Source organism: Salegentibacter echinorum (assembly GCF_900129445.1).
GTDB classification, from domain to species: Bacteria; Bacteroidota; Bacteroidia; order Flavobacteriales; family Flavobacteriaceae; genus Salegentibacter; species Salegentibacter echinorum.
Window position 1 is genome coordinate 49,323 of sequence record NZ_FQVT01000010.1, and the last position, 13,832, is coordinate 63,154.

A 13,832-nucleotide genomic window follows, 5' to 3' on the forward strand; every position below is an offset into this window, starting at 1 on the left:
AAAAATTAGCTGCTTTTGGGTTCAGGCTGTTTTTTAAACAACCTGCCCTCTTTAAGGTCACGGGTATAATTTTTAAGATCTCTTCTCACCTCGCCAGACATGATGTACAACCCGATGATATTAGGAAAAGACATCGCTAAAATCATCATATCTGAAAAGTCTAATACAGCGCCAAGGCTAATAGAAGCTCCTACCACCACAAAAACAAGAAATAATATCTTGTACACCAATTCGGTTTTTTGGCTTTTTCCAAATAAGTAGGTCCAAGAACGCATCCCGTAATAAGACCAGGAGATCATGGTAGAAAAAGCAAATAAAAATACCGCTACCGCCAGTACATAAGGAAACCAGGAAACCACGCTGGCAAAAGCATCTGAAGTTAATTGAACCCCACCAACACCCTGTACTTCGTGCATTCCGGTGAAAATCAATACCAGGGCTGTTAGGGTACAAACTACAACAGTATCTATAAAAGGTTCTAATAATGCTACAAAACCCTCAGATGGCGGATGGTTTGTTTTTGCTGCCGAGTGAGCAATCGCTGCAGACCCCACCCCGGCTTCGTTAGAAAATGCCGCTCTTTGAAAACCAACAATCAGCACACCAATCACCCCTCCTTTTAAAGCGGTAGGATTAAATGCCCCGTCATAAATGGCTCCAAAAGCAGCGCCAACATTTTCTATATTTAAAAAGATTACCACTAAAGCTCCCAGGACATAAGTAGCGGCCATAAAAGGCACTACTTTTTCAGTTACTTTAGCAATACTTTGTATTCCGCCAATAATTACAATTCCCACTAAAACGGCTACTACAAGCCCAAACCAGAATCCATTACCGGCTAAAAAGGAAAACTGTCCCTGTAAAATTTCAAAAGATTGATTGGCCTGGAACATATTTCCACCGCCAAAAGAAGCTCCAATTCCCAAAACAGCGAAAAAAGCCGCAAGGAATTTACCCAATCCGCGCATATTCCTTTTCTCGAGTCCGTAGCGCAAATAATTCATGGGGCCACCAAATATTCGCCCTTCAGAATTAATAAACCTGTATTTTACACCCAGAGTACATTCGGTAAATTTAGAAGCCATCCCAAGCAGGCCGGCAATAATCATCCAAAAAGTGGCTCCTGCCCCACCTAGAGAAATAGCTACTGCAACTCCTGCGATATTCCCCAGGCCAACAGTTGCAGAAACTGCCGTAGATAAAGCCTGAAAATGTGTAATACTTCCCGGAGCATTGGGCTCGTCATATTTTCCTTTTACAAGATCGAAAGAATGCTTAAAACCTTTAAAATTCACGAAGCCCATTTTAATGGTAAAGAAAGCTGCTCCAAAAATTAACCAAACTACAATAAAGGGAATATTATGAGTTTGGGGACTCCCGTTTGGATTGGTTAAAAGCTTAGGTTCATCATAAGTAATTTGCGCCAACATGTGGGCGTTGGTCTCAATAAGATCGTCATTATTCTCGTAATCCCAAATCATTTCCCCTTCATCGACCAAATGAACCACGTCACCAGTTCCATTGGCAAAAACTTCCATATCGCCCTCGTTTGCAGAATTCACAATAGCAATAAGATCACCTTTATTAGCGTGAGATCCTTCTGCTACTTTCCATTCTTTAAGCTTATATTTATCTTGCGCATCTGCACTCCAGGCTGGCACCGGTACATTGCTTTCTTCAGAATACACCTTAGGATCATAAACTCCCAAGGCCGTAAACGGATCCCAAAAGAGTATGGAGGTCATCGCTTCTACTATTGGAACGAAAGTACCGTTAAAGTGCTCGGTAATAGCATCAGCTTTAATTTCAAAACTTTTGGTAACAGAATTGCCCTGGCTATCGGTTACGGTAACCGTATATGGTACACCTTCGGTAAGTCCCTGCGCTCTTGAAGACTGCAAGGATGTTTGAGAATTAGACCAATGATATTGATATGGGGGCTCTCCGCCAGTTGCTTCAAGATCTATAAAACCATCGTTTATAAGATTTGAAGGGTTTCCAACTTTGGCTGTAACATCCAGTTCTTGTGCATTAATTGTAAAAATTGAAAATATAAAGAACGCTGAAAGTAAGTACTTTCTCATAGAGACTATTTAGTATTAAGTTTAAATTTAATATTTCCGCGAAGCAAGATGCTAAAAAAATACTCTTTTTCAAATTTTTGCAAGTTAAATTGTAAAATATTGTTAAAGAGATTTCACTTTACTTAACCCAGACTTTCTTATTCCGAAGAATTCAAATAGCTGCTACAAATCAAATACTGAAGTTCTCTTTGTATATACCAAATCTTTAAGTTTTAACCAAAAAGCCAGCGTTAGATAAACAACAAACCAGAATCCCAGGGTGAAAAAAGATGCATAAATAAAAAACAAACGAACACTTTTTGCCCTCATCCCAATACTCTCGGCAAGACGAGAAGAGACATAGAAGCCATGACGTTCAAAAAAATACCGAATGTTATAAATTAGTTTTTTCATAGCGATAAAGGTACTACTATAAAACGGTTTGGTGTTTGGTGTTAAAAATGAGAAAATTAAATTCTAAAACCTACTCATTATCCGGTTCATATTTTTCTGCCGGAAGTACAAGGAATGGTGAGCTACTGTTAAAACCAATTTCGTGAATTACCGAAGTAAACAACAGTTTTTCTATAAAACTGCGTTTGTGTTTAATCATAACTAAAACGTCAATAGGAGTTTTTTGTGCCAGTTTTTCCAACGCCTGTGGAACGCTATCGGCTGCAATATCGTGATGTTGAAGCGGAAGCCCCTCAAAAAACCTTGTTAATTCGTTTTTAGCGTTTTTCTGCCGTTCTTTTAAGTCGCTACCATAATTGGCTCGCATCGCGTGAATATTTGCTTTAGTGCGTACTGCGATCTCCTTAAGTAGGTTCATTTGATATTCAGAAAAATCTATTTCATATTTTGTAGCAAAAACAATGTTTTTAGGCTTTTTAAATTGATAATCTGAAGGTATTGTCAGTAAAGGACATTTGGCAACTTTAATGGCGTGAACAGTGGTAGTTCCAAATAAGATTTGATCGCTTCCTGTAGCACCATTAGTTCCCATAATAATCATATCTATACTCCTGTCTTTCACCCGATCCTTTATCTCCTGATGCAGCATTTCGTAGGAAGAGACAAGTTCAAAAGTATGCCTGTCATTATTAAACTCGTGGTCTATACGCTCTTTGGTTTTTTCCAGGCCTTCATTAGACTTTTCTTTATAAATGCCACCAAGGCTGCTGTACATAATATAATCTGCATTGTAAAGGGTATGCAGTAAAATAAAATGGCAATCCTCCTCGGCATATAACTTAACAGCGTACCTAATTGCATTAAATGCATTCTCTGAAAAATCTGTTGGCAGCAAAATTCTTATCATGGCTACGTTATTTATGGCTACTCAAAGATACGAAAGCCCCTACATAACTAAAAGTTTAAACCCTATGTTTTCAGTAAATCCTTTTACTTTTCAGCTTATCAAAAATGTTTCCCCATTCAGGATAAAAAGTTTAAATATCCCCCTTTAATATTTTAGTTCCTATTGCGCAATGCAAACATCTATTGGGCTCGCAATAATGACGTTTCATTTGTAATAAAGCCTGGGATTGCATCGCGTTTACAGAAGTTGAAGCTCGTAATTTATTAAAACCTTTCGTTATTTTATTTTCTTCCGAAGCAAGTTGTTCCATCACAGAAAATAAAAATTCAATTTCATCAATACCACGTGCCTTTGCATAACAAAAGCGCAAAGGAATCAACGTATTTATAATCACCAGGTCTTTAAACTTCTTCGGAAGGGCTTTTTTCCGCTTCTTATGGGATTTCGTAAAGCTATAGTGCGTTTCCCAAAAAGTAGCTGTTTCCGCATCCAAAAGTTTATAAATTGAGGTCACACTATTGGCTTTCATCAAAGCCAAAAAATAATATTTATGCCGTGTGTATAAAGAAGCCAATTGAGAAAACCGAATATTAGGAAAATTATCTGGCCGTAACCTAAAATACTTAGGTCTGGTAATCCCAGTATTACTAAGCCGAAATTTATGCTTTAAGTATTGATATTCGGCTTCGAGTGCCTTATAATAAGCTGTATTCCTATTCCTATCTAATAATCCCGCCTGTCCCAGGAACAGAGCTTCCAATTTTAAGTGATCTGCACCACACTTTTGCAGAACTGAAAAACCAAAACTTTGAGCCACACTTAAAAAAGCATCCCCATTAAGGTTTAAACCAAAGTTTTTCGATAAAAGCTGAAATAAAACTGCCTCCCAGTTGTTCTCTGATTTTTTTAAGAGCTGCTCAATTAACCGGGATTTCTCCTCAAGACGTTCCAAATACAGACGTTCCTGCCAGTGCCTGAGTGTAAAATTATCGACCTGGGGAAAAGTTTGTTCACAGTTTATCCAGGTAGTAGTTGATGCAAACAAGCTTCGGTATTCATTTATTAAACTTGCATCCACCAAATTTTTTAAGCTCAATGCAGGAATTCTAGTTTTATTCCGACGGGAAACCGGGACATCATCTTCCCAAACCACGTGCAAGATTACATTATCGTAATTGGGATCTGTTTCGTGTTGATGAAAATACCAATCTGAAGCTTTTATGTGCAGTTCTACATTTCCCGCCCAAAGCTGTTCCCCAATTTTTAACCTGGCATTAAAGAAGTCTGGACCGGCATTAAAGTTATGAGTACCGCAATCTAAAAGTAAGATTTTTTCGCCCTGCGTTGTTTTCGCATTGGCGAAATCGAACTTTTTATACTTCCACAGATAATGTAAAAAATCTTCCCGCATTTTTAAAATTAGGAAAATCTAAAAGTTAACTAAGCTACTTTTAATTCTCTGGCAGCATTTGGGGGATTTCATCTATAATCTCATCTACCCAATATTGGTACATCAAGCCGCTGGGGTGCAGATTATCTTCGGCAATTAGATTTGAGTCGCGAGCAGCTTCCCGTGAGATAGGAGTAATATTATAAAAAACTACATCAAAATCATTCGCAACCTTTCTAAAAACTGCATTGTATTGATTAATTTCCTCTCTTATGGTTTCGGCATTATCGGCTCCAAACGGAGTAACCCCATAGTCTGGAATACTTAGAGCAAATACTGCTTTCTCCCTTTTTTTGGCATAATTTAAAGCCATTTTAAAAATCTCTCTTAGCTCCTCTTCATATTCTTTTATACTTTTCCCCTGGTATTGATTGTTTACTCCAATAGAGATTGAAACCAAATCGAAATCCCGCGTATAATTAAGTTGCGACCGCATTGCCGAGAGCAAATCACCGGTGGTCCAACCTGTTTTAGCAATAATTTTTGGTGGCGCTACTTTATAGCCTCTATCATTTAAACGGGAGACTAGTTGCACCGGCCAACGCTGAGATTTATCTACACTTTCTCCAATAGTATATGAATCACCCAGGGCCAAAAACGAATATTCATAATCGTTTTTAACAATGGTTTCATTAAAAGTTTTACAGCCAGATAAGCTTAAAACCAGCATTAATAAAGAAAATAAAATTTTACGCATCGTTTATATTTTATTTTTCTAAAATAACACTTTTAACCTTAAGCATCAGCTTTAGCTTTTTTAAATTTTGGGTTGATATACAAGCCTCCAGTTTTAAGCCTGTCCCAATAGATCGCCATATCTTCCCTTACTTCTGAAGACATGATATACAGTCCTATAATATTTGGAAAGGACATTGCGAGAATCATCATATCTGAGAAGCTCAATACAGCACCAAGGCTTACAGAAGCACCTAATACCACAAAAACCAGGAACATTACTTTATAAACAAGCTCAGACTTTTTACTTTTTCCAAATAAATAAGTCCAGGACCTCATCCCATAGTAGGACCAGGACACCATGGTAGAAAAGGCAAACAAAAATACTGCAAATGCCAGTACAGAAGGGAACCAGGAAATCACACTACCAAAAGCATCGGAAGTAAGTTCTACTCCTCCCAGGCCGTCAACTTCATGCATGCCGGTAAAAATAAGTACTAAAGCAGTCATGGTACACACCACCATAGTATCGATAAACGGCTCTACCAGCGAGGTAAATCCATCTGCAATAGGATTATTGGTTTTGGAGGCACTATGCGCAATAGCCGCCGATCCTACTCCGGCTTCACTGGAGAAGGCGGCCCTCTGTAGTCCAATAATCAAGACGCCTATAAATCCGCCTTTTAATGCATCAGCTGAAAGTGCACCATTAAAAATTGCAGAAAAGGCAGTGCCAATATTTTCGATGTTTGTACCAATTACAATCGCACAACCAAGCACATAAACTATGGCCATAAAAGGCACTACTTTTCCTGTTACGCGGGCAATACTATTAATACCTCCAATAATAACGGCACCTACTAGAATGGCAAAAATCACCCCAAACCAAAATCCGTACCCCTGTAAGAAAGGTACTTGTTCTGAAACAATTTTAAACGCTTGATTGGATTGCAGCATATTTCCTCCTCCAAAGGAAGCTCCTACCCCAAGAACGGCAAAAAGAGCGGCTAAAAATTTACCAAGTCCTTTCATTTTTCTTTTTTCAAGGCCATACCGTAAATAATTCATAGGCCCACCAAAAATTCGACCTTCACTATTTATAAATCGATATTTTACTCCAAGGGTACATTCTACAAACTTTAGGGACATTGCGAAGAAACCTGCTAAAAACATCCAAAAAGTGGCTCCGGCGCCACCTAATGAGACCGCTACAGCAACACCTGCAATATTCCCCAAACCTACCGTTGCAGAAACTGCAGTGGCCATGGCCTGGAAGTGGGTAATAGTACCCGGTGCATTGGGATCGTCATATTTTCCCCTGGCGAGATCTATGGAGTGTCTAAATCCGCGAATGTTTACAAAACCAAGTCTAAGCGTAAAGAATATACTGCCCACAATTAGCCACATCACGATAAACGGAATTTTATTTTTTTTAATATCGCCATTAGGATGTAAGAGAGGTTGTGGCTCGTCATAAGTAATTTCGGCCAGGATATGAGCACCCTGCTCAATCACGTCACTACCGCTTTCGGGATCAAAAATCACATGGCCTTCTTTTACAAGATAGCTAAGTTCACCATCTGCCGGTGAAACTACTTCTATCTCTTTTCCTCCATCGCTTTGAACAAGGGCAATTTTATCGCCTTCGCTTACCCGGGCGTTTTTTTCCTTAAGCCACTCTTTGAGCGTGTATGCTTCATTTGTAGTAGCATCCCATCTGGGAATTGGCACTTGCTTACTTGGTGTGTAAACCACTGGATCAAAAAGACCTATTGCCTCAAAGGGATCCCAGAATAAGATCCCTCCAAGAAAATCTACGGCAGGCTGTACATTACTATTAAAAATTTCGGTGATAGATTTCGCGGGAATAGAGAAGGTCTCTGAAACAGTGTTACCATTAGCATCGGTAACACTAATGCTGTGATCCATCCCTTCAATTAAACCCGTAGATTTTGCAGCATCAAGGGCTGTAGATTGGTTGGACCATTTGTATTTATAAGGCTTTTTGCCGCCCCGGGCAACCACTTCTGCGGTGGCGTCATTAATTTCGGTAGATGGGTTATTTAGTTTTACTTCAATTTGAAGTCCCGTATCTTCTTTTATTTCGTCTTGCGCATTGGTAATGGCTGTTAGCATTAAAAATATACTGGTAAAAAGCCATAAATTCCTCATAAATATGTTCTATTTTATTACTATTTCGCTTTGCTAAATTGCTTAAAATTATGTTATTATTATATTATTTCAAAGAATACAAAGATGCGATAAGCACTGCAATCGCAACTTATGGTGAAGTTAGTCTAAAAAACCCTGAGCCTTCATCCATTCATCATTAAAAATTTTGCCCACATAACGACTCCCGTGATCGTGAAATAAGACCACTACCACATCATCTTTGGTAAAATGTTCTTTTAATTGTAGTAAACCTTTTGCAGCTGCCCCGGCAGAATTACCTAAAAAGAAACCTTCTTCTTCAGCTAATTTACGTGTATAAATCGCAGCGTCTTTATCGGTTACCTTTGTGAAACCATCAATTACATTAAAATCTACATTTTTAGGTAGGATGTCCTCTCCTATTCCTTCGGTTATATAAGGATAGATTTCATTTTCATCAAATTCGCCTGTTTCGTGATACTTTTTAAAAACCGAACCATAAGTATCTATTCCCCAAACTTTAATATTTGGGTTTTGTTCTTTTAAATATTTTCCAACACCAGAAATGGTTCCCCCGGTTCCTACTCCAACTACAAAGTGAGTAACTTTCCCGTCAGTTTGTTTCCAAATCTCGGGTCCCGTACTTTCATAATGTGCTTTTGTATTAGATAAATTGTCATATTGATTCACATACCAGGAATTTGGCGTTTCCTCTGCCATTCTTCTCGAAGTAGAGTAATATGATTTGGGATCGTTTGGTGCAACATCTGTAGGACAAACAACCACTTCGCAACCTACTGCTTTTAATATGTCTATCTTTTCCTTACTCTGCTTGTCTGATAATACACAAACCATTTTATATCCTTTTACGATCGCTGCTAGGGCAAGGCCCATTCCCGTATTTCCAGAAGTTCCTTCTATGATGGTTCCGCCTGGTTTTAGTTTTCCAGATTCCTCGGCTTCTTCTACCATTTTTACCGCCATACGATCTTTTACCGAATTCCCGGGATTAAAAGTTTCATATTTAGCCAGCACCAGGGCATCAATTTCCTTTGTGATTTTGTTCATTTTCACCAAAGGAGTGTTCCCAATTGTGCCTAATATATTTTCAGAATAATCCATATTTTTCTTTTAACAAGTTGCAAAGGTAAAAAATTGAAACTATTTCAAGAGGAATAGCAATAAAGTCGCCAGGATTAGAATTTTAAAAGCTAAGAATGGCAACCTACAACAGCAAAACAAGCTATTCCTATACTAAATTGATTGTTTGTTTTTTAAGAATTATTCAGAAAAAATAAAGGAAATATTCTATTTCTAAAATCCTCGGTTTATTTATTTTTCAGCTTTACTCAAACTTTATAGCCTTTGCTGGAGAGATTTTGGCAATTATAAAAGATGGAATTATAAGCATAAGCATACACAAAATCAATGTACCTATATTCACTGCAAAAATATAGTCCCAATGTATATAAACCGGCACTTCAGTTACATAATAGGTCGCTGGGTCCAGAGGCACAAGTTTAAAGTATTTTTGCACCAATAAAATCCCCAAACCTATTAAATTCCCCCAAAAAAGTCCTTTTAAAATAAGGTAACCGGCGTTGTAAAGAAAGATCTTTCTTATGCTCCAATCATTGCCACCAAGCGCTTTTAGAACTCCAATCATTTGTGTACGCTCCAGGATTAAAACTAATAGTGCCGTGATCATATTAATCCCCGCAACCAGGATCATTATTCCTATAATTAGCGCAATATTAAAATCGAAAAGCGCCAGCCATTCAAAGATGGAATAATATTTTTGAGTAATGGTTTGCGTGTCTAAGAAAGAGCCTGTGTTCTCATAAATTTCCTGACCTTTTTGATCTATTTCCTCAAAATCCTCTAAAAAAACTTCAAAATTCCCTACCTCATTAGGTTCCCATCGGTTTAATCTTTGAATATGTCTTATATCGGCAATTACATATAGTTCGTCAAATTCCCTAAACCCAGAGTCGTAAATTCCAGTAATCACAAATCCTCTTGTTAAGGGCCGCTCACTACTTTCCCTAAGAAAATAAGTTGGTACTTTATCCCCAACATTCAACCGAAGTCTATTAGCGAGATATGCAGAAATTAATACCTCATCATTTAATTTTTCATTAAAATTGGGCAGATTTCCTTTTACCAAAAATTCCTCAAAATAATTCCAGTCATAATCGCTACCTACTCCTTTCACGACCACCCCTTCAAAATCTGTTGCTGTGCGAATTATGCCAAATTTTGTGGCCACCGCCTGCACGTGTTCCACTCCCGCTACCGAGTTAAATTCAGGATAAAAATCCTGATCTTTCGTTACCGGTGTTAAACTCACCTGTGAGCTGTTATTGTCGTAATTTGAAATATTAACGTGACCATTAAAAGCTGCAATCTTTTCTCTAATTTTTTCCTTTAATCCCAACCCCGTAGCAAAAGACACCAACATCATCACCACGCCAATTGCAATAGCCGTGATTGCTATTTTTATAATCGGGGCAGATATACTACTTTTATGGTCTTTACCGCCAATAAGGCGTTTTACTATAAAAAATTCGAAATTCAAATTATCACGATGCTTAAAAAGTTATTCAAAAGTACATTTTTATTCGCTTTTATAGGAGTTCTTTCCTGCGGAAACCAAAATAAGAAAGACCAGGCTGGAAGAGAAAGCAATCTTGCAAGCGACAAAGCCCCGCAAACCAAAGAAATTATTCTTGGCGCAAACCGCACCGAAGAATACCTGCCTTTACTAAAAGATAAAAAAGTGGGGATTATGGGGAACCAAACCTCTATTATGAAAAATAAGCAAGGTGGGTTTACGCACGTGGTAGATTCCTTAATGGCTTTAGAGGTGAATTTAGTGCAGGGTTTTGCACCAGAGCACGGTTTTAGAGGTACTGCAGATGCCGGCGAGACGGTAGAAGATGGCAAAGATGCCCAAACCGGGCTATCGGTTATTTCTCTCTACGGAAGCAATAAAAAGCCAAAAGCAACGCACCTAAAAGATCTTGATGTTTTGATCTTTGATCTTCAGGATGTGGGCACCCGCTTTTACACCTATATTTCCTCTTTACATTATGTGATGGAAGCTTGTGCAGAAAATGACGTGCAGTTGATTGTTTTTGATAGGCCCAACCCGAACGGAAACTATATAGACGGACCAATATTAGAGCCAGAATATAAGAGCTTTGTAGGGATGCATCCCATTCCCACCGTACACGGACTTACCATGGGAGAATATGCCAAAATGATTAATGCTGAAAAGTGGTTAAAAAACGGCGTACAGTGTGATTTGGAAGTTATTGCTATGCAAAATTACAATCATGATAAAACCTATAATTTACCGGTAAAACCTTCTCCTAACCTTCCCAATGCCCAGGCTATTAATTTATATCCCAGTTTATGTTTTTTTGAAGGTACTAACGTGAATGCGGGCCGGGGTACAGAAAAGCAATTTCAGGTTTTTGGTTCTCCATTTTTAGCTGAAGATTATTTTGACTACCAATACACGCCAAAATCAATGGATGGTGCTAAAAATCCCAAACACTTAAATAAAAAATGCTTCGGAAAAGATCTTAGTGAGCATGAACGCATAGCGAAAATTAATTTAACCTGGCTTATAGAAGCTTATAATAACACCGAAAAGCAGGGTGAGTTTTTTAATGCATTTTTTACTAAGCTTGCGGGTACAAAGCAACTTCAACGGCAAATAGAAGAAGGCAAATCTGCGGAAGAAATTAGAGCCAGCTGGCAGGAAGGCCTGGAGGAATTTCAAACTAAACGAGAGCAGTATTTGATTTATTAAGCACGGGTTGCGGGTTGTAGCGGTTCTCAGTTGCGGGTTGCGGATTTGACCTTGCAACTCACAACCCGTAACCCGTAACTTTTTACCTCCTACTTTGGGATTCTTCTTTTCATCTCTTCTACAATATTATAAGCCGCAGGACAAATAGCACTGTTTTTTAATGTGAGCTTAGAGATTTTATGAAAGTCTTTGCGATTGGTGTGAGGAAATTCCCTGCAGGCTTTTGGCCTTACATCATAGATGAGACAGTAATTATCGGCAGCTAAAAAAGTACAGGGTACTTCCTGCAACACATAATCCCGGTCTTCATCTACTCTCAGGTATTTTTCAATAAACTGTTGCGGTTTTAATTTCAAATGTTTACAAATGCGCTCAATATCTTTGTTCGTAAAAAGCGGCCCGGTAGTTTTGCAGCAATTAGCGCAATTTAGACACTCTGTTCTGGAGAATTCTTCTTCGTGCATCTCCTTCATTTGTACATCGAGGTCCTTTGGTGGTTTCTTTTTAAGTTTTGCAAAGAACTTTTTATTTTCCTTATGCTTATCTTTGGCCTTTTCGGGGAGCTTCTTGAGAATTTCTTCCATGTGACAAAGATATAAAACAGAACTTCGCTTAATAAATGAATACTAATATTTCAAAAAAAGATATCTTCGGAAAAGCTATTTCCGACTATTATTATCACAAAGACACTACCGACATCCAGGTACATTCACCAGATTTTGACGATGATGTGATTCCTGTGCCTTACCTCTTTAGGAGCTATACTGAAATGCCTCCATTGGAACAAAAAGCCCTGCAGCTCGCCAAAGGAAATGTGTTGGATGTAGGTTGTGGCGCCGGAAGCCATAGTTTATATCTTCAGCAAAAAAGAAATTTAAAAACTACCGCTATAGATACCTCTCAAGGTGCAATTAAAATTGCTAAAAAACGTGGAATAGAGGATGCGAGAGTTTTAGATTTCTTTCAGTTAAACAATGAAAGGTTCGATACTATTCTATTATTGATGAATGGTAGCGGCATTATTGGTAAACTCAAAAATCTAGATAATTTCTTCGGAAAAATTCAGGAACTACTGGCGCCCGGCGGAAAAGTAATCTTAGATTCTTCAGATCTCAGCTATTTATTTGAAAGAGATGAAGATGGTGGCATTTGGATAGATTCTGAAGCTCCTTATTATGGTGAACTGGAATTCAAAGTGAGTTATAAAGGAGAAAGCTCAGATTATTTTAAGTGGTTATATGTAGATTTTCAAACCCTGAAATTTGCCGCCGAAGTCAATAATTTCTCCTGTGAATGCATTAAAAAAGGCGAACACTATGATTATTTAGCAGAATTGCGAAGACTAAAGCAATAAATTCCTATTTTTACTATTTGTAGTGAGTAGTTTTTGCAATATTTCAACCAAAATTAAATACCGGGATGATTTAAATGCGTTTAGCACTTCACTGTTAATTCCAACATTACAAATATGATCAATTATAGATTTTTCTACTTTTTATTTATTGCCATTTTTCTTTTTTCCTGCTCCGATCCCGATGAGAATGAAGAGGTAAAAAAACCGGGAATAAATAAATCGGCCAATTTAAAAGGCTTGGGGGATTCTGCTTCAGAATTGTTAAGCGATAATAAATTCACTTCCATGAACATAGAAATTGTCTATGTAAATGGCTATGCGCCAAGCGAAAAAACCCTTACCAATTTCAAGAAATTCCTGGAAGCGCGCACCTATAAACCAGATGGAATAACAATTAGCTTAAGAGCGGTTAATTCCTCAGGAAAATCTCCTTTTGATATCGAGGAGATCGCAGAAATTGAAAATGAAACCCGTACAGTTTATAATGCGGGTGATGAAATTGCCGTCTATATCTATGTAACCGATGGCAGAAGTGAAAAAGATAAAGAGAATGAGTTTACTTTAGGTTCGGCATTTAGAAATACGTCTATGGTAATATTTGGGGAAACCATCGAAAAATTTGCCGAGCGCCCCAATGCACCCTCAAAAAGTGATATAGAAGCTGCAGTTTTTAATCATGAATTCGGCCATTTATTTGGGCTGGTAGATATTGGTACCGAGCCACAATCTGACCATCTGGATAAAGATAACGCCGGTCACTGTAATATTGAAGGTTGTCTTATGGAAGCCTCTATAGAATTTGGAAGCGGTATTATTGATGAAATTGAAGGCGGCCGGGTGCCAAAACTCGACGAACTTTGTATTAGGGACCTACAAGCCGCAGGTGGAAGGTAAACAAAGTTGGAAGTACCAGGTTAGAGATACGGAATTAGAAGTACGAAGTTAGAGGTTATAAGTATCAGATGAGTGAAAGTTCATTCAATATATTATTATTTCCA

General features: G+C 38.1%; 12 protein-coding genes. 3 read left to right on the forward strand and 9 right to left on the reverse strand.

Annotation, left to right across the window (positions count from 1 at the left end; genetic code table 11):
• Positions 1-5 precede the first annotated feature (5 nt).
• The 8 genes from BUA71_RS13170 to BUA71_RS13205 all read right to left on the reverse strand — a co-directional run bounded on the left by BUA71_RS13170 (position 6) and on the right by BUA71_RS13205 (position 10,238).
• The gene (locus BUA71_RS13170; RefSeq protein WP_072880547.1) at positions 6-2,084 is read right to left on the reverse strand and encodes an amino acid carrier protein; all 2,079 of its coding nucleotides are present in this window, start codon (positions 2,082-2,084) and stop codon (positions 6-8) included.
• A gap of 162 nt (positions 2,085-2,246) precedes the next feature.
• Positions 2,247-2,477, reverse strand: coding sequence for a PspC family transcriptional regulator (locus BUA71_RS13175; RefSeq protein ID WP_072880549.1), 231 nt, complete (start codon positions 2,475-2,477; stop codon positions 2,247-2,249).
• A 70-nt stretch (positions 2,478-2,547) separates the two neighbouring features.
• Entirely contained in the window at positions 2,548-3,384 is an 837-nt protein-coding gene (locus tag BUA71_RS13180) for a universal stress protein (protein ID WP_072880551.1), read from the reverse strand.
• Positions 3,385-3,514: 130 nt separating this feature from the next.
• Positions 3,515-4,795 carry a DUF2851 family protein gene (locus tag BUA71_RS13185; protein ID WP_072880553.1) on the reverse strand — a complete coding sequence of 427 codons (1,281 nt, stop codon included), beginning with the start codon at positions 4,793-4,795 and terminating at the stop codon, positions 3,515-3,517.
• A 40-nt stretch (positions 4,796-4,835) separates the two neighbouring features.
• Positions 4,836-5,531: an SGNH/GDSL hydrolase family protein gene (locus BUA71_RS13190; protein ID WP_072880555.1), complete on the reverse strand. Its 696-nt coding sequence runs from the start codon at positions 5,529-5,531 to the stop codon at positions 4,836-4,838.
• 38 nt (positions 5,532-5,569) lie between these two features.
• Positions 5,570-7,681, reverse strand: a complete 2,112-nt coding sequence (locus BUA71_RS13195; RefSeq protein ID WP_072880557.1) for an amino acid carrier protein — start codon at positions 7,679-7,681, stop codon at positions 5,570-5,572.
• 120 nt (positions 7,682-7,801) lie between these two features.
• Complete coding sequence (locus tag BUA71_RS13200; RefSeq protein WP_072880559.1) at positions 7,802-8,782, reverse strand: PLP-dependent cysteine synthase family protein; 981 nt, start codon at positions 8,780-8,782, stop codon at positions 7,802-7,804.
• Positions 8,783-9,005: 223 nt separating this feature from the next.
• A complete protein-coding gene (locus BUA71_RS13205) occupies positions 9,006-10,238 on the reverse strand; it encodes an ABC transporter permease (protein ID WP_072880561.1) in 1,233 nt (410 codons plus the stop codon).
• 9 nt (positions 10,239-10,247) lie between these two features.
• Between BUA71_RS13205 and BUA71_RS13210 the strand changes: the two genes are divergently transcribed.
• Positions 10,248-11,480 (forward strand): exo-beta-N-acetylmuramidase NamZ family protein, encoded by a 1,233-nt coding sequence (locus BUA71_RS13210; RefSeq protein ID WP_072880563.1) that lies wholly within the window; start codon positions 10,248-10,250, stop codon positions 11,478-11,480.
• Between the two features lie 89 nt (positions 11,481-11,569).
• Here the strand turns inward: BUA71_RS13210 and BUA71_RS13215 are convergent, their stop codons facing one another.
• On the reverse strand, positions 11,570-12,064 hold the full coding sequence (locus tag BUA71_RS13215) for a YkgJ family cysteine cluster protein (protein WP_072880565.1): 495 nt from the start codon (positions 12,062-12,064) through the stop codon (positions 11,570-11,572).
• Positions 12,065-12,099: 35 nt separating this feature from the next.
• Between BUA71_RS13215 and BUA71_RS13220 the strand changes: the two genes are divergently transcribed.
• Both BUA71_RS13220 and BUA71_RS13225 read left to right on the forward strand, forming a co-directional pair.
• Positions 12,100-12,834 carry a class I SAM-dependent methyltransferase gene (locus BUA71_RS13220; RefSeq protein WP_072880567.1) on the forward strand — a complete coding sequence of 245 codons (735 nt, stop codon included), beginning with the start codon at positions 12,100-12,102 and terminating at the stop codon, positions 12,832-12,834.
• A gap of 114 nt (positions 12,835-12,948) precedes the next feature.
• On the forward strand, positions 12,949-13,728 hold the full coding sequence (locus BUA71_RS13225) for a hypothetical protein (RefSeq protein ID WP_072880569.1): 780 nt from the start codon (positions 12,949-12,951) through the stop codon (positions 13,726-13,728).
• The last annotated feature ends 104 nt before the right edge of the window (positions 13,729-13,832 follow it).

Excerpts from the sequence above, each read along its gene's own strand:
- BUA71_RS13220 (WP_072880567.1), top strand. The coding sequence starts at position 12,100 with ATGAATACTAATATTTCAAAAAAAGATATCTTCGGAAAAGCTATTTCC.
- BUA71_RS13180 (WP_072880551.1), bottom strand. The coding sequence starts at position 3,384 with ATGATAAGAATTTTGCTGCCAACAGATTTTTCAGAGAATGCATTTAAT.
- BUA71_RS13210 (WP_072880563.1), top strand. The coding sequence starts at position 10,248 with ATGCTTAAAAAGTTATTCAAAAGTACATTTTTATTCGCTTTTATAGGA.
- BUA71_RS13170 (WP_072880547.1), bottom strand. The coding sequence starts at position 2,084 with ATGAGAAAGTACTTACTTTCAGCGTTCTTTATATTTTCAATTTTTACA.
- BUA71_RS13215 (WP_072880565.1), bottom strand. The coding sequence starts at position 12,064 with ATGGAAGAAATTCTCAAGAAGCTCCCCGAAAAGGCCAAAGATAAGCAT.
- BUA71_RS13225 (WP_072880569.1), top strand. The coding sequence starts at position 12,949 with ATGATCAATTATAGATTTTTCTACTTTTTATTTATTGCCATTTTTCTT.
- BUA71_RS13190 (WP_072880555.1), bottom strand. The coding sequence starts at position 5,531 with ATGCGTAAAATTTTATTTTCTTTATTAATGCTGGTTTTAAGCTTATCT.
- BUA71_RS13185 (WP_072880553.1), bottom strand. The coding sequence starts at position 4,795 with ATGCGGGAAGATTTTTTACATTATCTGTGGAAGTATAAAAAGTTCGAT.
- BUA71_RS13195 (WP_072880557.1), bottom strand. The coding sequence starts at position 7,681 with ATGAGGAATTTATGGCTTTTTACCAGTATATTTTTAATGCTAACAGCC.
- BUA71_RS13200 (WP_072880559.1), bottom strand. The coding sequence starts at position 8,782 with ATGGATTATTCTGAAAATATATTAGGCACAATTGGGAACACTCCTTTG.
- BUA71_RS13175 (WP_072880549.1), bottom strand. The coding sequence starts at position 2,477 with ATGAAAAAACTAATTTATAACATTCGGTATTTTTTTGAACGTCATGGC.